We start from the raw sequence: 17,814 nt of genomic DNA on the forward strand, positions 1-17,814 counted from the left end.
GCGGCGGGACGGCGACCGGGTGCCGGACGCCCTGCGGGAGGCGCGGGACCTGGTCCCGACCGTCCTCGGGGCGCTGGTGCGCCGGTACGGGCACTTCGACGCCGCCGAGGACGCCGTACAGGAGGCGTTGATCGCGGCGGCCGGGCAGTGGCCGGAGCGCGGGGTCCCGGAGAATCCACGGGGCTGGTTGATCAAGGTGGCGGCACGGCGGCTGACGGACGCGCTGCGCAGCGAGGAGGCGCGGCGCCGCCGGGAGGAACGGGTCGTCGAACTCGCGCCCCGTGACGCGTTCACCGCGCCGCCGCCGGGCGCCGAGCGGCAGCCGCGCGAGGACGACACCCTCAGCCTGCTGTTCCTGTGCTGCCACCCCCGGCTGTCCCCGTCCGCGCAGCTCGCGCTCACCCTGCGGGCGGTCGGCGGACTCACCACCGCCGAGATCGCGCGGGCCTGTCTCGTCCCCGAGGCGACCATGGCCCAGAGGATCAGCCGGGCCAAGCGGAAGGTACGCGGGGTCGGCTTCGCCCGCCCCGACGACTGGCCCGCCCGGCTGCCCGCCGTCCTGCACACCCTCTACCTGATCTTCAACGAGGGCTACACGGCGACGTCCGGGCCCCGCCTCCAGCGGCGTGAGCTGGCCGGGGAGGCGATCCGGCTGACCCGTACCGCGCAGCGGCTGCTCCCGGACGACACCGAGGTGGCCGGGCTGCTGGCGCTGATGCTGCTCACCGACGCCCGCCGGGACGCGCGCACCGGGCCCGACGGCGATCTGGTGCCGATGGACGAACAGGACCGGGCGCGCTGGGACAAGGCCGCGATCGACGAGGGCGTGGCCCTGATCACCGGGGCGCTGCGGCGCGGCCGTCCGGGGCCGTACCAACTGCGGGCGGCCATCGCCGCCGTCCACGACGAGGCCCCGTCCGCCGGGGCCACCGACTGGACGGAGATCCTCGGCCTCTACGACATCCTGGTCCGGATGGTGCCGGGACCGGTCGAGCGGCTGAACCGCGCGGTCGCCGTCGCGATGGTCGACGGTCCACGGGCCGGGCTGGCCGCCGTGGACGCGCTCGACGGCTCCGACCTGGGCCACCGGACGGACGCGGTGCGCGGTCATCTGCTGGAGCGGGCGGGCGAGTACGGGGCGGCTCGCGCCGCGTACGAGGCGGCTGCGGCGCGGACGCTGAGCGTGCCTGAGCGGAGGTATCTGCGGGGGAGGGCGGCGAGGTTGGTGGGGGAGTAGGCGCGCGGGCCTCTCAGGCGGACTCGGGGTTGGGTCGTCCGCCGGTCTCCGGGTCGCGGCCGGTCAGGCAGTACGTGCCGCCCGCCGGGTCGCGCAGGACGATCCAGTACGTGGCCCGGTGCACGACCGTGGCGCCGAGCCGCTCGTGCGCGGCGGCGGTCGCGTCCAGATCCGCGCAGGACAGGTCGAGGTGCGCGGCGGCGGGCTGTTCGGCGCCGAGCCGCTGGAGCAGCACGCGGACGGGCAGACCGGGCGGCGGTACGACGGCGTGGAACTCCGGGAGCGGACTGGTGACCGACTCCCACCCGGCCCCCTCGGCGCCGGTCAGCAGCCCGGTCCAGAAGGCGACCTCGGTGTCGTGGGCGGACGGCGGGGTGTCCAGGCACACCTGGTCCAGCCGGCTGCCGTGGACGACCGGCGGCCTGACCGTCTCGCCCTGCCAGGGCACCGCGCAGAACGCGTGACCCGCCGGGGAGCGCAGGACTGTCCAGCCGTCGTGCCGGGCGCGGGTCCGCGCCCCGAGCCGTACGGCCCGCTCGGCGAAGGCGTCGACGTCGTCCACGGAGAAGTCGAGATGGGCGCCGCCGGGGCCGGACGCGGTGCCCTGCGCCTTGACACAGGGGTCGGCGCCGGTGCGGGGCAGCAGGGTCGTGAACTCGCCCTGGTCGCCCCGGCGGTCGGAGGTCCGGGTGTCGGTGACGGCGGTCCAGAAGGCGAGGGCGGTGTCGAGGCGCTCGGCGGGGCGGTCGATGAAGGCGTAGGTCCAGCGGACGGTCATGGCGGGAGCGTAGGCGGAAGTCAGGGGCGGGCCGACGGAATTTCGTGGCGGCTGCCGGGGGGAGGGACGGGGACGGTGGGCGTGCGTGGTCGGAAGTGCGCGAGAGCGTGCGCCCCCGTGCTGCGCAGTGCGCCTGTGTGTCGAATGCATCGACCCGGGCGGGGGCCGCGCCGCCGCCTGCCCGGTCAGGGGCGGATCGTCCGATTACATCGGACCACATGGACCACATCACGTTCCTCGTGGCGGTCGTCGTCGTCACGGCCCTGGCGTTCGACTTCACCAACGGGTTCCACGACACGGCGAACGCGATGGCCACCTCCATCGCCACGGGCGCGCTCGCTCCGAGAGTGGCGGTCCTGATCAGCGGTGTCCTCAATCTCGCGGGCGCCTTTCTCTCGACCGAGGTGGCCCGGACGATCTCCGGCGGGATCGTGGACGACTCGTTGGTGACCCCGGCGATGGTGTTCGCGGGGCTGGTCGGGGCGATCCTGTGGAATCTGCTGACCTGGCTGCTGGGGCTGCCGTCCAGTTCCTCGCACGCGCTGTTCGGCGGGCTGATCGGGGCGGTCTGGGTCGGCGCGGGCACGGGCGCGGTGAACTTCGACGCGGTGGTGGACAAGATCCTCCTGCCCGCGCTGGCCTCGCCCCTGGTCGCGGGAGTGGCGGCGCTGACGGCGACGTACCTCGCCTACCGGCTCACCGCGCGGGCCCGGCAGGGGTCGGTGAAGCGGGGGTTCCGGCTGGGGCAGATCGCCTCGGCGTCCATGGTGTCGCTGGCGCACGGCACGAACGACGCGCAGAAGACGATGGGCGTGATCACGCTGACGCTGATCTCGGTGGGCGCGCTCGCCCCGGGCTCGGGTCCGCCGCCGTGGGTGATCACCTCGGCGGGGCTGGCCATCGCGCTGGGCACGTACATCGGCGGCTGGCGGATCATCCGCACGATGGGCAAGGGCCTCACCGAGATCGAGTCACCACAGGGCTTCACGGCGGAGACGGCGTCCTCGGCGGTGATCCTGACGTCCGCGCACATGGGGTTCGCCCTCTCCACCACGCAGGTCGCCTCCGGGAGCATCCTCGGCGCGGGACTGGGGCGGCGCCTGGCCGAGGTGCGGTGGGGGGTGGCCGGGCGGATCGCGCTGGCCTGGCTGGTGACGCTGCCCTCGGCGGCGCTGGTCGGCGGGCTCGCGGCGAGTGTGGTCACGCATGGCGGGAACGCCGGGACGGTCGTCGTCGCCCTGGTCGGCGCGGCGCTCGCGCTCGGCATCGTGCTGCTGGCCCGGCGCAATCCGGTGCGCGCGAGCAATGTCAATGACGCGAACGAGGTCTCCGTGCGGGCGGCTCGCCCGGAGAAGGTGTCCAAGGCGGTGTGAGTACGGAAGGGAAGGTCGTCGGATGCATCTGGACTGGGGCGCGTTGGGCCAGGTCGCCGGGGTGAGTCTCGGAGTGACGGTGGCGGTGGTCGTCGTCTTCGCCCTGGGCGTGGTCGGCATGGCCCGCGTGTCCGACGCCCGCCATGGCCCTGACGGGGGCACGTCGGTGACGGGGTTGGTGCAGGCGGGGGTGTGTTTTGTGGTGTGCGGGGTGGTGGTGGGGTACGGGATTTATCTGCTGGTGCCGCAGTTTCATTGAGGGGTGGGGTGCTTTGCGGGCCTGGGGCTTGGTCATGTCCAGATGTACTGGGCACTCCCCTCGCCGCTCAAGGCTCTACCAGGCCCGCACCCCTCAGTCGTCCAGCTCGATCCGGAAGTCCACGATCGTGGTGTCTCCGCGCCGCACGATCGGGTGAGCCAGTTCCACCACGCGGCCGGTGTCGGAGATGTGCTTGCGCGTGTAGCGCAGCACCGGAACCCCAGCTCCGATCCTGAGCGTCGACGCCTCCAGCTCGGTCGGCATCGCTGCGGTGAACGACTCCGTGATGGCCGTGACTCGGATTCCGAGCGTGGCCAGCTGCGCGCGAGTGCCGCCGGGCCACGGCTCGTTGATCGGGTCGGCAACCGGCGTACCGGCAACGTCCGACCAGCGCACGTAGGACGTCGACATCTGCGTCGGCTGGTCGTTGTCGTAGAAGACGAAGTGCCGGGCGAGGAGCCGCTCGCCGATCTCGCACTCGAACAGACCGGCCAGCTCGGCATCGGCCTGCACCCGCTCGAACCGTTTGTCGAGCCTGTACTCCGTCCAACCGATGCCTTGATCCCTGGTGTAGGGCGTGGACTTGGCGCCGGGTGTGGCCCGGTAGCGGTCGGCTGCCATGCGGTGGGTCGGCGGCCTCGGCCGAACGCGTGTCCCGGCGCGGGCCCGCGTCTCGATCAGGCCCTCGTTGCGGAGCAGGGCGAGTGCGTTCCGGATGGTCGTCTGGGAGACGTCGCCGTACTCACCGCACAGTTCGGGGAGCGTCGGGATCTGATCGCCCGGCCCGAACTCCCCGGAGGAGATGCGGCGCCGCAGGTCGGCGGCGATCCGTAGGTACTCAGGCTGTGCCACCACGGCACCCCCATTCCGAGTGATCAGGTCAATCTGAGTACACATACTCTCCCCTACCCCTTGACCAGCGCCAATCCCCGCTACATTCTGAGTACAGATAAAGATTTCCTGTACTCAGATAAGCCGTGTGTACCGGGGGCCTCCCATGTCCGAATCGGGTCAAACGTGGCAGAAGGCGTTCAAGGGAGAGCCGATCGAAGCGCCGCACGTCCGCCTGTGGACCGCTGGCCGCGTCAAGCATCCGGACGCCCCGGCCGTCGCGAACGAGCTGTATGTCGCAGTCCTGAGTTCGGGCGCCCCGGTCATCGAGATGACCTTGTCCACCGCTGGTCCCCGCGTCCGCATCAGCGCGCACGGCCCGGACCCGCTCCCGCTCATCGCCCGTCACGGGCCCGGCTGGGTCTTGGTCACCGGCCTTGCCGACGCTGCCGGACACACCGACGACGAGCGCGGAGTCTGGGCACAGTTCGGGCTGGACCGGTGACCGGCCGTCCGTCAGGTCCACCGCCCGCAGACACGCTGGACCGGGCGCAGTACTCGGGCTGGTCCTGCTGCTGGTGCCGCAAGTCCCTGACGGCGGGCGGGATCAGCGCCGGTATCGCACGGGGCAGGCTCGGCGCGCACGTCCTAGACATCGAGGTGTACGCCTGCCCGCCCGGCACCGGATGTGGGCCGCCTTCCGCCACCACGCAGACTCCCGCCCCGGCCGGGTCGACCGGGCAAGGTGCCCCGGCCGGGGCGGGCCATCACCACCTCGCAAAGAAGGAAGGCGACCAGCAATGACGCTACCCGACGCCCCTCGGGCTTCGCACGGCTTGAAGCCACAGGGCGCGGCAACCTGGAGTGCGCCCACTGCGGACTGGACGGAGACGATCACCCGGCTCGCGGGCATGGGCGCACGCGATGTCCAGTTCAAGGAGGCCACACACCGGACCACCGCCCCGCTGGACATCCAGACCATGCGCGCGGCCGTGCGGCAGCTTCTCGGCGAGGAGGCATCCCTGCCGGGTGAGGGCGAGTTGGAGACGCTGGTGCTTCAGTTGCGTGGGCATCTCATGCTCACCATCCCCGAGATCGAGCAGATCACCGCCCGGCTCCCCGAAGACGACGTCCCCCGGGCCTGCGCGGCAGCCGGAGTGCGCGAAGCCCGCCGCCGACTCAGCCTCGACCCGCCCGGTGCCTACCCCGTCCGGCTTGCCCACGCGCAGCGGCTCGCCCGTGCCGTCCACGCCCTGTGTGACCACTACGAGAATCTGACCAGCGAGCGACAGACCGCCGCCCTCGAAGCCCGGCAGCTCGCCGACGACATGCCCGCCCTCCGCACCCTGACCCCCCACCAGCGCACCGGGCAGGCGTGCGTCTGGTGCGGAGTGGGCGCCGCCGCCGGCAGCGCCATGCATCGCCTCGCCTTTGTCCGCGAGCAGGCTCCCTCGGCGTGCGAGCGGTGCTGGACCGTCCGGCGGGACGCGTTGCGCACCTATCTCGACTGGCAGCGGCACTCCGACACCTGCTGGGTCTGCGCCGCCGACCGGTGCGCCACCGCCGTACCCCTCGCCCAGGCTCACGCGCGTGCCCGTGCAGTGGTGACCGACCGGCCGCCGTACTGTGTCCGCTGCTCCGGGGCGCTGCTCATCGGGGATCATCAGGTCGTGCCGCGCGTCCGGGAGGGGTGCAGCGGCTTCTCCCGCGCCTATGTCCATGTCGGGCTGTGCCCGGTCCGCTGAAGGCCGCAGCCCGCCCCTCAGGACGGTGAGGGGCGGGCTGCGCTGCGTCCGTCGGGCACGGAGATCCCGGTGACGGCATGATCGGAGATCAGCCCTTCTTCGTCTCCCAGAAGATCTTGTCGATCTGGGCGATGTAGTCCAGCGCCTTCTGGCCCGTCGCCGGGTCCGTGGACGCCTTCGCGGCCGAGAGGGCCTTCAGGGTCTCGTTCACGAGCTGGTGCAGCTCGGGGTACTTCTCGAAGTGCGGGGGCTTGAAGTAGTCGCTCCAGAGCACCGACACATGGTGCTTGGCCAGCTCGGCGCGCTGCTCCTTGATGACGGTGGCGCGAGCCTGGAAGTGCGGGTCGTCATTGGCGGCCATCTTGTCCTGGACGGCCTTGACCGACTCCGCCTCGATACGGGCCTGGGCCGGGTCGTACACGCCGCAGGGCAGGTCGCAGTGGGCGCTGACCTTCACCTTGGGGGCAAACAGGCGGGAAAGCATGGAGCATTCCTTCCTCGTGATCGTCTTCTCAGGTGGGACATTACTCCCTGAGGAAGGGGTTTTCGCGAGTGCCCCCATGGGCTTAGGACGAAAGTCCAGGGCCAGACTGACACTGTGGAGGAACGACCGGGGAGGTGCCGGGATGCCGGAACTGTCGCAGGAGAGCGACCGCAGGGGCTTCGTGCTGCCGTTCGGGATGGCCGAGGTGTCCGGGCCGTCGATGGTGCCCACACTGCGTGACCGGGACCGGCTGGTGGTGCACTACGGCGCCCGGATCAGGCCCGGTGACGTGGTCGTGCTGCGCCATCCGTTCCAGCAGGACCTGCTGGTCGTCAAGCGGGCGGCGGGGCGGCGCGAGGGCGGCTGGTGGGTGCTCGGGGACAACGCGTACGCCGGTGGGGACAGCACCGACTACGGGGTGGTGCCCGAGGAGCTGGTGCTCGGGCGGGTGCGGTTCCGCTACCGGCCGTTCCCCACGGGTCAGCGGACGCCGTTCGCCGTGCTGCGCTGGGCGGTGTCCGCCGCGCGGCCAGTGCTCTGCGACCGGTCGGCGTCCAGGCGCTTGCGGGCCCGGTAGGCGGCCACGTTCGCGCGGGTGGCGCAGCGGTCGGAGCAGTAGCGGCGGGAGCGGTTGGTGGAGGTGTCGAGGTAGGCGTTGCGGCACGGGGGTGCCTCGCACAGGCCGAGCCGGTCCACGCCGTGCTCGGTGAGGTGGAAGGCCAGGCCCATCGCCGCGATGGCGGCATAGCCCGCGGTGGCGTTCGACGGGTGGTCGGCCAGGTGCATGTGCCACAGGGGGCGGCCGTCGTCGTCCCGGAAGTCATGGCCGGAGATCTGCGGGCTGACCGGGAACTCCAGCAGCAGTGAGTTCAGCAGGTCCACCGCGAGCGTCTCGTCGTCGCCGTCCGCCGCCTCGAACACCGACCGGAGCCGGGCGCGGACCGCGCGGAAGCGGGTCACGTCCGCGTCCGTGGCCCGGCGGGCGGCCGACTGGTTGCCCCCGAACAGCTCGCGTACGGCCTCCACCGTGGTCAGCGCGTCCGTGCCCCGCCCGGGTTCCTCGCTGTTCACGAGCCGCACGGCGTAGTCCGAGTAATAGGCCAGTTCCACTTGTAGTCCTTACGGAGGGGCTTTATGGTCGTGACGCGGATCGACGTAACAGTCGATTCCGTGTCCAGGGTATTACGCGTGCGAGGGGATGGAGGGCATCCACCATGACGGAGACCACGGCGGCCGGAACCGGAGCGGGCACCGACTGGCAGGGGTGGCAGCACAGCTGGGACCGGCAGCAGGAGTGGTACCTGCCGGACCGCGAGGAGCGCTTCCGGGTCATGCTGGACATGGTCGAGGCGACCGTCGGGCGCACCCCGCGCGTCCTGGACCTCGCCTGTGGCACCGGCTCCATCACCGCCCGCCTCCTCGATCGCTTCCCCGGCGCCGTCAGCACCGGCGTCGACCTCGACCCCGCGCTGCTCGCCATCGCCGAGGGCACCTTCGCCGGGGACGACCGGGTCACCCTCGTCACCGCCGATCTCAAGGACCCGCACTGGCCCGCCGCCCTGCCGTACCCGTCGTACGACGCGATCCTGACGGCCACCGCCCTGCACTGGCTGCATCGCGACCCGCTCGCCGTGCTCTACGGGCAGATGGCGGGGCTGGTCCGGGACGGCGGTGTCTTCATGAACGTCGATCACATGATCGATGACAGCACTCCCCGGATCAACGCGGCTGAGCGCGCCCTGCGCCATGAGCGTATGGATCAGGCCAAGGCCGACGGCGCCGTCGACTGGGCCGCCTGGTGGCAGCTCGCCGCCGAGGACCCGGTGCTGGCCGAGCCCACCGCCCGCCGCTTCGCCATCTACGGCGAACACGCCGACGGCGACATGCCCCCCGTGTCCTGGCACGCCGAGACCCTCCGCGCGGCCGGATTCGGCGAGGCGCGGGCGGTGTGGTGCTCGCCGTCGGACACCTTGCTGCTGGCGCTGAAGTAGCGGCGCTCTTGAACATACGGAAGGGGCGGTACGGGGATCTCCGTACCGCCCCTTCCCTGTGCGTGCGAGGTCAGAGGACCTTCGACAGGAACGCCTTCGTGCGGTTGTGCTGCGGGTCCGTCAGGACGTCCCGGGGGTTGCCGGACTCCACGACCACACCGCCGTCCATGAAGACCAGGCTGTCGCCGACCTCGCGGGCGAAGCCCATCTCATGGGTGACGACGATCATGGTCATCCCGGACTCGGCGAGATCGCGCATCACGTCCAGGACGTCCCCGACCAGCTCCGGGTCGAGCGCCGAGGTGGGCTCGTCGAACAGCATCAGCTTCGGGTCCATCGCCAGCGCACGGGCGATGGCGACCCGCTGCTGCTGGCCGCCGGAGAGCTGCGAGGGGTAGTTCCGTGCCTTGTCGGCGAGGCCCACCCGCTCCAGGAGCTGCATCGCGCGCTCCCGGGCCACGTACCTGGGCACGCCCCTGACCTGCACCGGGGCCTCGATGATGTTCTCCACCGCGGTCTTGTGCGGGAACAGGTTGAAGCGCTGGAAGACCATGCCGATGTCCCGGCGCTTGACCGCGACCTCGCTGTCCTTCAGCTCGTAGAGCTTGTCGCCCTTCTGCCGGTAGCCGACCAGCTCGCCGTCGACGTACAGCCGTCCGGCGTTGATCTGCTCCAGGTGGTTGATGCAGCGCAGGAAGGTGGACTTGCCGGAGCCGGAGGGGCCGATCAGGCAGAACACCTCGCCGGTGCGGACCTCCAGGTCGATGCCCTTGAGCACCTCGACCGGGCCGAAGGACTTGTGCACGCCCTCGGACTTCACCATGGGCACGGCGGGGTCGTGCGTCATGCCGAGGCTCCCTTCGGACGGCCGAGTGAGAGAAGGTTCCGGCGGATCTTCTGCATCGGGGTCGGCGGCAGCTGGCGGGACGAGCCGCGGGCGTAATAGCGCTCCAGGTAGTACTGGCCCACGCTGAAGACCGAGGTCAGCAGCAGGTACCAGGCCGCGGCGAGGAACAGCATCTCGGCGGGGGCGCCGGAGGTCTGTCCGATGTCCTGGGCCACCCGGAAGAGTTCCGAGTACTGGACGACCGACACCAGCGAGGTCGTCTTCAGCATGTTGATGACCTCGTTGCCGGTGGGCGGCACGATCACCCGCATCGCCTGCGGGATCACGATCCGGCGCAGGGTCTTCGCCTGGCTCATGCCCAGCGCGTGCGACGCCTCCGTCTGGCCCTCGTCCACCGAGAGCAGACCGGCACGGCAGATCTCCGCCATGTACGCGGCCTCGTTCAGACCGAGGCCGAGCAGCGCGGTCAGGAACGGGGTCATGAAGTCCGACCACTCGTCCCGGTAGAACGGGCCGAGGTTGATGAACTCGAAGACCAGGCCCAGGTTGAACCAGACCACGAGCTGCACCAGGACCGGCGTACCGCGGAAGAACCAGATGTAGAACCAGGCGATGGACGACGTCACCGGGTTCTTCGACAGCCGCATCACGGCCAGCATGATGCCGCCGACGATGCCGATGGCCATGGCCAGCACGGTCAGCAGCAGTGTCTTGCCGACACCGCTCAGGACCCTGCTGTCGAAGAAATAGTCCGGAATGGCACCCCAGTTGATCTTGCCCTGGGCGAACGCGTAGACGATCGTGCCCAGCAGCGCCACCGCGATCACGGCGGTGAGGTAGCGCCCGTAGTGCCGCACCGGGATGGCCTTGATGGCCTCCGAGGGCGTCGCCGAGGGGCCCGGCGGGGTGTCCGCCGGGCTCTCGCCCGTCTTGGAGAAGTCAGGAGTCACGGTGGTGGCCTTTCAGCGACCGCGGTTCCGGGGCCCGGTCACTTGCCGCCGTTGACGACGGCCTCGGTGACGGCACCGGCGGTGACGCCCCACTTCTCCAGGATCTTCTGGTACTCGCCGTTGGCGATCACCGCGTCCAGAGCGGCCTTGAGGGCGTCCCGCAGCTGGGCGTCGTCCTTGGCCACCGCGATCCCGTACGGGGCCGCGTCGACCTGCTCGCCGACCAGCTCGAAGTCATTGCCGCCGCCGGAGGTCTGCACGGCGTACGCGGCGACCGGGAAGTCCGAGGAACCGGCGTCGGCGCCGCCGGCCCGCAGCCGGGTCTGGGCCTGCTGGTCGTTGTCGAACGCCTCGATGGACAGCTTCTTGTTCGCCGGGCACTTCTTGGCCTCGGTCTTGGCGAGGTCCTCGGAGACCGTGCCGCGCTGCACCACGATCTTCTTGCCGCACAGGTCGGGCCAGGTGGCGATGCCCTGGTCGTCGCCCTTCTTGGTGTAGATCGAGACACCCGCGGTGAAGTAGTCGACGAAGTCCACGCCCTCACCGACCTTCTTGCCGGTGTCGGAGTCGATGCCCTCCTGGCGGTCCTTGGTGTCGGTCATCGCGGACATGGCGATGTCGTAGCGGTTGGACCGCAGACCGGTGACCAGGGTGTCGAAGGTGCCGTTCTCGAATTCGAAGGTGACCCCGAGCTGCTTGCCCATCGCCGCGGCGAGATCCGGGTCGATACCGACCGTCGCGCCGGACTCGTCCTTGAATTCGACCGGCGCGTACGCGATGTCCGACCCGACCTTGATGACGCCCTTGTCGCGGATCGCCTGGGGCAGCTTGTCGGCCAGCGGGGCGCCGGCGGCCGAGGACGAGGCGGCGCTCTCCTTGCTCTCCGCACCGCTGCCCTCGGTCTGGTCACCGCAGCCGGTGAGCAGCAGGGTGCCTGCGACCGCGATCGAGCCGACCGCGGCCAGCCGCGTGCGGGTGGCGGTCGTACGACGGGTGGAGCGTGCGGTCATGGTGGGTTCCTCCGGCGGATGGCGAGGGTTGCCGATGGGGTCGGGCCGACACACCTCTTCGAGTGTCGCGACCTCGTGTGATTACGGCATCTTGCCATTCGGACTAGGGCATTCAGGGGGCCAGTCATGTCAAAATCGGATAACGGGACACCCCCGAACCGCACCACTCCGGTACATCATGACCGGATCATCTTCAGGAATCCCGGCTTCCGGCCGGAAGATCTTCGGCGATTCCCCGCGCGCGGACGGACAATGCCGTCCCTTTGCCGGTGATTGTGCGACCGTCAGGGGTTTGGTCGCCCTTTGTCCCTTACATCCCGGTATTCAGGGGTGCGACCGGACGCCGTTCAAACCTCCTCGGGGCGACATGCTGTGATCGTCACGTGATGCATGTGACCTTCGCGTTATGGACTCGTCCCTGACGCCGGTCGTCAGGTATGAAGGTTCTTTACACCCCTCATCCGGGGCTCAAGGGCGCGTGTGCGGCGTGCCCGTCGTGTACGCCCGTTCTCATCACTACGCACCACAGGGTCGTACACGGTCCCGCCCGCCTCTTCGACCAGAGGCGGCCACCCTCAACCATGAACACCTAAGGGGTCAGACAACGTGGCAGCGGAGATCGTCAATCCTCGCAGTGCCGGAAACGCCGGAAATGTCGGAGACGTCGACCAGGAAGCCGGGGAGCCCCTGGGCTCCCTCGACTCCCTGGACTCCCTCGACACCTTCGACCTCGACCCGGCGTTCGCGCTGCACCGCGGCGGCAAGATGGCCGTGCAGGCCACCGTGCCGGTGCGCGACAAGGACGACCTGTCCCTCGCGTACACACCCGGCGTCGCGAAAGTGTGCAGCGCGATCGCCGAGCAGCCGGACCTGGTCAACGACTACACCTGGAAGTCCAATGTCGTCGCCGTCGTCACCGACGGCACGGCCGTGCTCGGCCTCGGGGACATCGGTCCCGAGGCGTCCCTCCCGGTGATGGAGGGCAAGGCGATCCTGTTCAAGCAGTTCGGCGGGGTGGACGCCGTCCCGATCGCGCTGGCCTGCACGGACGTCGACGAGATCGTGGAGACCGTCGTCCGGCTCGCGCCCTCCTTCGGCGGGGTCAACCTGGAGGACATCTCGGCGCCCCGGTGCTTCGAGGTGGAGCGCAAGCTCCAGGAGCGCCTGGACATCCCCGTCTTCCACGACGACCAGCACGGCACCGCGGTCGTCACGCTGGCGGCGCTGCGCAACGCGGCGCGGCTCAGCGGGCGGGCGCTCGGTGAGCTGCGGGCGGTCATCTCCGGCGCCGGGGCGGCCGGGGTCGCCATCGCCAAGATCCTGATCGACGCCGGGATCGGGGACGTGGCGGTGGCCGACCGCAAGGGCGTCGTCTCCGCCGACCGGGACGACCTCACGCCGGTCAAGCGGGAGCTGGCGTCCCTGACCAACAAGGCGGGGCTCGGCGGCTCGCTGGAGTCGGCGCTCGCGGGCGCCGACGTCTTCATCGGCGTGTCCGGCGGTACGGTGCCGGAGGCGGCGGTCGCCTCCATGGCGCCGGGTGCCTTCGTCTTCGCGATGGCCAACCCGAACCCCGAGATCCACCCTGACGTGGCGCACAAGTACGCGGCGGTGGTGGCCACCGGGCGGTCCGACTTCCCGAACCAGATCAACAACGTGCTGGCGTTCCCGGGCATCTTCGCGGGGGCGCTCCAGGTGCGGGCCTCCCGGATCACGGAGGGCATGAAGCTGGCCGCGGCGGAGGCCCTCGCGGGTGTGGTCGGGGACGATCTGAGCGCGTCGTACGTCATTCCGTCGCCGTTCGACGAGCGGGTCGCTCCTGCGGTGACGGCGGCTGTCGCTGCGGCGGCGCGGGCGGATGGGGTCGCTCGGCGCTAGGTGTTTTTCGAGGGCCCCGTCCGCCGCGGCGGGGCCCTTTTTTGCCCACCCACCCGCCCGTGCGGGGATGTTGCACGGGTGCCGCCCCGGGGGGAGGGGGTGGGGGTGCGTGTCGTGTGCCGGGTGCGGGTGGAGTGTGGCTGGGCGCGCAGTTCCCCGCGCCCCTTCAAGGCGTTGCTCTGCCCGGGGTGAGTAGTTCCCCGCGCCCCTTGAGGGCGTTGCCCTGCCGGGGTGCGTAGTTGCCCGTGTCCGGGGAGGGCGTTGGTCTGCCCGGGGTGAGTGGTTCCCCCCTGTCCCTTGAGGGCGTTGCTCTCAGGGGAGCGGGGTGCAAGGGGGGATGCGTCACAGTGTGGGGGCGTTCCTCGGGCGTGGGGGGACACCTATCGTCGGCGGCATGTTCGCTGTCTACGCCGCCCGAATCGACCGTGACCGACCGCTCGACGGACTGGAGCTGGGGGAGCGGCCCGCTCCCGAGGTGCCGCCGGGATGGACCGTCGTCGATGTCAGGGCCGCCTCCCTCAACCATCACGACCTCTGGTCCCTGCGCGGCGTCGGGCTCCCCGAGCACCGGCTGCCGATGATCCTCGGCTGTGACGCCGCCGGGGTCGACCAGGACGGCAACGAGGTCGTCCTGCACTCCGTCATCGGCCAGACCGGGCACGGCGTCGGCCCCGGGGAGCCCCGCTCCATCCTCACCGAGCGCTACCAGGGGACCTTCGCCGAACAGGTCGCCGTACCCGTCTGGAACGTGCTGCCCAAGCCCGCCGCGCTCTCCTTCGAGGAGGCCGCCTGTCTGCCCACCGCCTGGCTGACGGCCTACCGGATGCTGTTCACCAACGCCGGGGTGCGGCCCGGGGACTCGGTGCTCGTGCAGGGCGCCGGTGGCGGGGTCGCGACCGCGGCCATCGTCCTCGGCAAGGCCGCCGGGCTGCGGATCTTCGCCACCAGCCGGGACGAGGCCAAGCGCAGACGGGCGGTCGAACTGGGGGCCGTCGAGGCGGTCGAGCCCGGCGCCCGGCTGCCGCAGCGGGTCGACGCCGTCATCGAGACCGTGGGCGCCGCGACCTGGTCGCACTCCGTCAAGTCGCTGCGGCCCGGCGGCACGATCGTCATCTCCGGGGCCACCAGCGGCGACCGGCCCGCGCACGCCGAACTGACCCGGGTCTTCTTCCTGGAGCTGAGGATCGTCGGCTCCACCATGGGCACCAAGGACGAGCTGGAGGATCTGCTCGCCTTCTGCGCCGCCACGGGTGTCCGGCCGGTCATCGACGAGGTGCTGCCCATGGACCGGGCCCGCGAGGGCTTCGAACGGATGGAGTCCGGGGGGCTGTTCGGGAAGGTGGTGCTGCGCAACTAGCGTCTACCGGTTCACCGAATGGCCGTCGTCAACTTTGGTTGACGTGTGTGAGGTGTCAATGTAGGTTGACGTCATGACCGAAGCAACGGATCTCGCGCAGCGGGCCGGTGATCGCGACCCCCGGGTCGGGCTGCGGGCCGTCGCCGCGCTGCGCAGGCTGCTGGAGCAGCTGGAGGCGGTACAGGTGCGCGGCGCGCGCAATCAAGGGTGGTCGTGGCAGGAGATCGCGGCCGAACTCGGCGTCAGCAGGCAGGCCGTGCACAAGAAGTACGGGAGGCGATGATGTTCGAACGGTTCACCCAGGACGCCCGCGCGGTCGTCACCGGCGCCGTCGAGGAGAGCGAACGGTCCGGTTCCGGGGCCGTCGAGGTCGAGCATCTGCTGGTCTCCCTCGCCGGGCGGCCCGGCGGCAAGGGCGCCTTCGTCCTCGCCGCGCTCGGGCTCGCCGACCCCGAGGGGACCCTGCGGGCCGCTCTCGCCGACGTACGCCACCGCGCCGGGCTCTCCCAGGCCGAGGCCGACGCCCTCGCCGGGCTCGGTATCGATGTCACCGAGGTCGTCTCCCGCGTCGAGGAGGTGCACGGCGTCGGCGCGCTCTCCGGCGACCGGCGGGACGGCCGCTGGTGGCGCGGGCACCGCTCCTTCAGCCGCCCCGCCAAGGACGTGCTCGAACAGTCCCTGCGGATCGCCCTCGCCCGGCGTGAGCGGGCCATCGGGGACCAGCATCTGCTGCTCGCCCTCACCACCGGGCGCGGGGTCGTCGCCGAGGTGCTCGCCGACCACGGGGTCACCTTCGCGTCGGTGACCCGGGTGCTGGGGCCAGGCGGAGCAGCAGGAGAAGGAGCAGGGGGGAGGGAGGGGGAGGGCGAAGGAGACGTAAGGGCGGCGGGCTGACGGGGACTCCCTGGGCGAGAGGCGGGGCGAGGGGCGGGGCGACGGGGACCCCGGCCCCGGGTGCCCCGCCCGGTGTTCCGGTTCCGCTCACGCGCCCCGCCCCCGCAGCAGCGCCCCGATGTGCGCCGCCGCCGTCGACAGGTGGCGGCGGGCGTCCTGGAGCTGGTCCGGGGTGACACCGTGGTCGCGGGCCGCGTCGCGGATGTCGTCGCGGAAGCGGTCCAGCAGCCGGTCCAGATCGCGGGCCGGGTCGCCGGTCGGAGGGTCGTCGGCCCAGGACGGGCGGGGGAAGGAGGCGTCTGTCCCGTCACGGTCAGCCTCGCGGTCATGGCCGTGTTCGCCGTGTTCGCCGTGTTCGTGGTCGTCGTGGGCGTCGGTCGCCTCGGCCCGGTCCCGGTCGTGACCGTCCTTGCGGTCGTCCCCCCGGCCGAAGCCGAAGTCGCGGCCCAGGTCCTTGCCGAACTCCTTGCCGTAGTCCTTGCCGAACTCCCCGAACTCCTTGGCCAGTTCCGTCAGGCCCTCGCGGACGCCCGTCGGCCAGTCTCCGCGGGTGAAGTGGTCCTGGACCTGCTCCTGCACCCGGCGGGCGATCCGCTGGACCTCCTCCTGAGCCTGCGCACGCGCCCGGTCCTGGGCCTCCTTGGCCTGCCTGCGGGCCCGCTGCGCCTCCTCGCGCGCCCGCCTGCTCTCGTCCTTGGCGCGCCGGGCCTGTTCCTTCCACTCCTGCTTGACGCGCCGCATCTCCTCCTTCGCCACGCGCCACGCCTCCTTGTCGCCGTAGTCTCCAGGGTCGCCGGGGGCGCCGAACTCCCCGGTGCGCGCACCGGCGCCCCGGGCACCCGTGCCGTGCCGGGCCTCCCGCGCGGCGGCCTGCATCTCCCGGCGCAAGTCCCCGGCCGCGCCGCGCACATCGGCGCGGATCTCGGCCGCCAGTTCCGCGACCGACTCCCGGATCTCCAGCTCCAGATCGGCCAGTTCACCGCTGCGGTCGGCGAGTTCGGCGCGGCCCGCGTCCGTGATGGCGTACACCTTCCGGCCGCCCTCGGTGGTGTGGGTGACCAGGCCCTCGGCCTCCAGCTTGGCCAGCCGGGGGTACACCGTGCCCGCCGACGGGGCGTACAGGCCCTGGAAGCGCTCCTCCAGGAGGCGGATCACCTCGTAGCCGTGGCGCGGGGCCTCGTCGAGCAGCTTCAGCAGATAGAGCCGGAGCCGGCCGTGAGCGAAGACGGGGGGCATGTCAGAGCACCTTCTTGTCAGTCGTGCCGTCCGCGGGACCGGCGGCCGGTTCGGCGTCTGGTCCGGCGGCGTCCCACGGCGCCTCCTCCGCGGGCCGCCGCAGCAGGGCGATGGAGCCGGAGACCGTCGTCGCCTTCAGCCGGCCGTTGCCCGCGCCGAGCCGACCGGTGATCCGCTTGGCGCCCCACTGGCCGCCGACCCGCAGATCCTCGAACGCGTTGGAGACATGGCCGCTCGTGGTGTTGGCCTCCACCTCGGCGTCGGCCGGGTGCGGCAGCCGGATGGCGATCTCACCGGAGACGCTGGTCAGACTGATGTCCGTGGGACGGCTCACCGGGTCCAGGTCGATGATCATCGAACCGCTCACCGAGTCCGCCTTCACCGACGAGCCCGCCTCTACGACGGTGAGGTCACCGGAGACCGAGTTGAACCGCAGATCGCCGCTCAGGGCCTGGGCGTCCAGGCTTCCGGAGACGGTGTCGGCGCGCACCGGTCCGGTCAGTCCGACCAGGGTGGTGTCCCCGGAGACGCCCTTGACCTCGGCCCGGCCCTCGATCCCGGACACCATGGCGTTGGCGCCGACCACGCCGACCTCGACCCGGGTACGGGCGGGCACCGCGAGGGAGACGACGGCGCTGCGCCGCCAGCCCTTGCGGTCGAGCCACTTCAGGAAGCCCTTCCAGGGCAGGTCCTCATAGGCCACCGTGAGCGTGCCGTCCTGCTGGGTGATCACCAGGGGCGGGCCCTCGATCTGGGAGATCTCCAGCCGCGCGGAACTCTCGTCGGTCCCCACGACGTTCACCGTTCCACTGACGATACGTACCTGAAGCTCGCTCACGGGCGCGTCGAAGGTGAGCTTCCTCGGCTCGCCGACGGACCACTCGGGCATGGTGCAGACCTCCTCGACCGGGCCGGACCGCACACGGGACCGGACGGACATGACC

Annotated in this window: 20 protein-coding genes; 11 read left to right on the forward strand and 9 right to left on the reverse strand. The window is 71.2% G+C overall.

Going from position 1 to position 17,814, the window contains the following annotated elements; all coding sequences use genetic code 11:
• Positions 1-19 precede the first annotated feature (19 nt).
• A complete protein-coding gene (locus AB0D49_RS14390) occupies positions 20-1,237 on the forward strand; it encodes a sigma-70 family RNA polymerase sigma factor (protein WP_362756903.1) in 1,218 nt (405 codons plus the stop codon).
• A gap of 13 nt (positions 1,238-1,250) precedes the next feature.
• Here AB0D49_RS14390 and AB0D49_RS14395 read toward each other — a convergent pair whose 3' ends face one another.
• Positions 1,251-2,015, reverse strand: a complete 765-nt coding sequence (locus tag AB0D49_RS14395) for a VOC family protein (protein ID WP_362756252.1) — start codon at positions 2,013-2,015, stop codon at positions 1,251-1,253.
• Between the two features lie 218 nt (positions 2,016-2,233).
• Between AB0D49_RS14395 and AB0D49_RS14400 the strand changes: the two genes are divergently transcribed.
• Positions 2,234-3,388: an inorganic phosphate transporter gene (locus AB0D49_RS14400; protein ID WP_362756255.1), complete on the forward strand. Its 1,155-nt coding sequence runs from the start codon at positions 2,234-2,236 to the stop codon at positions 3,386-3,388.
• A 22-nt stretch (positions 3,389-3,410) separates the two neighbouring features.
• The gene (locus AB0D49_RS14405; protein WP_362756259.1) at positions 3,411-3,647 is read left to right on the forward strand and encodes a hypothetical protein; all 237 of its coding nucleotides are present in this window, start codon (positions 3,411-3,413) and stop codon (positions 3,645-3,647) included.
• A 93-nt stretch (positions 3,648-3,740) separates the two neighbouring features.
• Here the strand turns inward: AB0D49_RS14405 and AB0D49_RS14410 are convergent, their stop codons facing one another.
• Positions 3,741-4,499 (reverse strand): GntR family transcriptional regulator, encoded by a 759-nt coding sequence (locus tag AB0D49_RS14410; RefSeq protein WP_362756262.1) that lies wholly within the window; start codon positions 4,497-4,499, stop codon positions 3,741-3,743.
• Between the two features lie 145 nt (positions 4,500-4,644).
• Between AB0D49_RS14410 and AB0D49_RS14415 the strand changes: the two genes are divergently transcribed.
• Both AB0D49_RS14415 and AB0D49_RS14420 read left to right on the forward strand, forming a co-directional pair.
• Positions 4,645-4,983, forward strand: coding sequence for a hypothetical protein (locus tag AB0D49_RS14415; RefSeq protein WP_362756265.1), 339 nt, complete (start codon positions 4,645-4,647; stop codon positions 4,981-4,983).
• A gap of 406 nt (positions 4,984-5,389) precedes the next feature.
• The gene (locus AB0D49_RS14420; RefSeq protein WP_362756268.1) at positions 5,390-6,223 is read left to right on the forward strand and encodes a DUF6415 family natural product biosynthesis protein; all 834 of its coding nucleotides are present in this window, start codon (positions 5,390-5,392) and stop codon (positions 6,221-6,223) included.
• Between the two features lie 88 nt (positions 6,224-6,311).
• Here the strand turns inward: AB0D49_RS14420 and sodN are convergent, their stop codons facing one another.
• Positions 6,312-6,707, reverse strand: coding sequence for a superoxide dismutase, Ni (gene sodN, locus AB0D49_RS14425; RefSeq protein WP_362756271.1), 396 nt, complete (start codon positions 6,705-6,707; stop codon positions 6,312-6,314).
• Positions 6,708-6,849: 142 nt separating this feature from the next.
• Here sodN and sodX point away from each other — a divergent pair, with 142 nt between their 5' ends.
• Positions 6,850-7,284, forward strand: coding sequence for a nickel-type superoxide dismutase maturation protease (gene sodX, locus AB0D49_RS14430; protein ID WP_362756274.1), 435 nt, complete (start codon positions 6,850-6,852; stop codon positions 7,282-7,284).
• Here the strand turns inward: sodX and AB0D49_RS14435 are convergent.
• Positions 7,188-7,817 (reverse strand): CGNR zinc finger domain-containing protein, encoded by a 630-nt coding sequence (locus tag AB0D49_RS14435; RefSeq protein WP_362756277.1) that lies wholly within the window; start codon positions 7,815-7,817, stop codon positions 7,188-7,190. The genes sodX and AB0D49_RS14435 overlap by 97 nt on opposite strands.
• A gap of 104 nt (positions 7,818-7,921) precedes the next feature.
• On the opposite strand from AB0D49_RS14435, the gene AB0D49_RS14440 reads away from it, so the two are divergent.
• Entirely contained in the window at positions 7,922-8,698 is a 777-nt protein-coding gene (locus tag AB0D49_RS14440; protein ID WP_362756280.1) for a class I SAM-dependent methyltransferase, read from the forward strand.
• A gap of 70 nt (positions 8,699-8,768) precedes the next feature.
• Here AB0D49_RS14440 and AB0D49_RS14445 read toward each other — a convergent pair whose 3' ends face one another.
• Genes AB0D49_RS14445 through AB0D49_RS14455 form a run of 3 tightly spaced genes read right to left on the reverse strand, consistent with a single transcriptional unit; the run spans position 8,769 to position 11,505 of the window.
• Positions 8,769-9,545: an amino acid ABC transporter ATP-binding protein gene (locus tag AB0D49_RS14445; protein WP_362756283.1), complete on the reverse strand. Its 777-nt coding sequence runs from the start codon at positions 9,543-9,545 to the stop codon at positions 8,769-8,771.
• Entirely contained in the window at positions 9,542-10,495 is a 954-nt protein-coding gene (locus AB0D49_RS14450) for an amino acid ABC transporter permease (protein ID WP_362756286.1), read from the reverse strand. The genes AB0D49_RS14445 and AB0D49_RS14450 overlap by 4 nt, the downstream gene beginning before the upstream one ends.
• 38 nt (positions 10,496-10,533) lie before the next feature.
• The gene (locus tag AB0D49_RS14455; protein ID WP_362756289.1) at positions 10,534-11,505 is read right to left on the reverse strand and encodes an ABC transporter substrate-binding protein; all 972 of its coding nucleotides are present in this window, start codon (positions 11,503-11,505) and stop codon (positions 10,534-10,536) included.
• A 687-nt stretch (positions 11,506-12,192) separates the two neighbouring features.
• Between AB0D49_RS14455 and AB0D49_RS14460 the strand changes: the two genes are divergently transcribed.
• The 4 genes from AB0D49_RS14460 to AB0D49_RS14475 all read left to right on the forward strand — a co-directional run bounded on the left by AB0D49_RS14460 (position 12,193) and on the right by AB0D49_RS14475 (position 15,634).
• On the forward strand, positions 12,193-13,383 hold the full coding sequence (locus AB0D49_RS14460) for an NADP-dependent malic enzyme (protein WP_362756906.1): 1,191 nt from the start codon (positions 12,193-12,195) through the stop codon (positions 13,381-13,383).
• Between the two features lie 394 nt (positions 13,384-13,777).
• A complete protein-coding gene (locus AB0D49_RS14465) occupies positions 13,778-14,740 on the forward strand; it encodes a zinc-binding dehydrogenase (protein ID WP_362756292.1) in 963 nt (320 codons plus the stop codon).
• Positions 14,741-14,813: 73 nt separating this feature from the next.
• A complete protein-coding gene (locus AB0D49_RS14470) occupies positions 14,814-15,023 on the forward strand; it encodes an HTH domain-containing protein (protein WP_362756295.1) in 210 nt (69 codons plus the stop codon).
• On the forward strand, positions 15,023-15,634 hold the full coding sequence (locus AB0D49_RS14475) for a Clp protease N-terminal domain-containing protein (RefSeq protein WP_362756910.1): 612 nt from the start codon (positions 15,023-15,025) through the stop codon (positions 15,632-15,634). The genes AB0D49_RS14470 and AB0D49_RS14475 overlap by 1 nt, the downstream gene beginning before the upstream one ends.
• Positions 15,635-15,721: 87 nt before the next feature.
• On the opposite strand, the gene AB0D49_RS14480 is transcribed toward AB0D49_RS14475, so the two are convergent.
• Together AB0D49_RS14480 and AB0D49_RS14485 are read right to left on the reverse strand one after the other, a co-directional pair.
• Entirely contained in the window at positions 15,722-16,870 is a 1,149-nt protein-coding gene (locus AB0D49_RS14480) for a helix-turn-helix transcriptional regulator (protein ID WP_362756298.1), read from the reverse strand.
• 1 nt (position 16,871) lies between these two features.
• Positions 16,872-17,759, reverse strand: coding sequence for a DUF4097 family beta strand repeat-containing protein (locus AB0D49_RS14485; RefSeq protein ID WP_362756301.1), 888 nt, complete (start codon positions 17,757-17,759; stop codon positions 16,872-16,874).
• Positions 17,760-17,814 lie beyond the last annotated feature (55 nt).

The organism is Streptomyces sp. NPDC048290 (assembly GCF_040652095.1).
Classification (GTDB): domain Bacteria; phylum Actinomycetota; class Actinomycetes; order Streptomycetales; family Streptomycetaceae; genus Streptomyces.

Excerpts from the sequence above, each read along its gene's own strand:
- AB0D49_RS14475 (WP_362756910.1), top strand. The coding sequence starts at position 15,023 with ATGTTCGAACGGTTCACCCAGGACGCCCGCGCGGTCGTCACCGGCGCC.
- sodN (WP_362756271.1), bottom strand. The coding sequence starts at position 6,707 with ATGCTTTCCCGCCTGTTTGCCCCCAAGGTGAAGGTCAGCGCCCACTGC.
- AB0D49_RS14455 (WP_362756289.1), bottom strand. The coding sequence starts at position 11,505 with ATGACCGCACGCTCCACCCGTCGTACGACCGCCACCCGCACGCGGCTG.
- AB0D49_RS14415 (WP_362756265.1), top strand. The coding sequence starts at position 4,645 with ATGTCCGAATCGGGTCAAACGTGGCAGAAGGCGTTCAAGGGAGAGCCG.
- AB0D49_RS14465 (WP_362756292.1), top strand. The coding sequence starts at position 13,778 with ATGTTCGCTGTCTACGCCGCCCGAATCGACCGTGACCGACCGCTCGAC.
- AB0D49_RS14445 (WP_362756283.1), bottom strand. The coding sequence starts at position 9,545 with ATGACGCACGACCCCGCCGTGCCCATGGTGAAGTCCGAGGGCGTGCAC.
- AB0D49_RS14420 (WP_362756268.1), top strand. The coding sequence starts at position 5,390 with ATGGGCGCACGCGATGTCCAGTTCAAGGAGGCCACACACCGGACCACC.
- AB0D49_RS14395 (WP_362756252.1), bottom strand. The coding sequence starts at position 2,015 with ATGACCGTCCGCTGGACCTACGCCTTCATCGACCGCCCCGCCGAGCGC.
- AB0D49_RS14485 (WP_362756301.1), bottom strand. The coding sequence starts at position 17,759 with ATGCCCGAGTGGTCCGTCGGCGAGCCGAGGAAGCTCACCTTCGACGCG.
- AB0D49_RS14480 (WP_362756298.1), bottom strand. The coding sequence starts at position 16,870 with ATGCCCCCCGTCTTCGCTCACGGCCGGCTCCGGCTCTATCTGCTGAAG.
- sodX (WP_362756274.1), top strand. The coding sequence starts at position 6,850 with ATGCCGGAACTGTCGCAGGAGAGCGACCGCAGGGGCTTCGTGCTGCCG.
- AB0D49_RS14440 (WP_362756280.1), top strand. The coding sequence starts at position 7,922 with ATGACGGAGACCACGGCGGCCGGAACCGGAGCGGGCACCGACTGGCAG.
- AB0D49_RS14470 (WP_362756295.1), top strand. The coding sequence starts at position 14,814 with ATGACCGAAGCAACGGATCTCGCGCAGCGGGCCGGTGATCGCGACCCC.
- AB0D49_RS14405 (WP_362756259.1), top strand. The coding sequence starts at position 3,411 with ATGCATCTGGACTGGGGCGCGTTGGGCCAGGTCGCCGGGGTGAGTCTC.
- AB0D49_RS14400 (WP_362756255.1), top strand. The coding sequence starts at position 2,234 with ATGGACCACATCACGTTCCTCGTGGCGGTCGTCGTCGTCACGGCCCTG.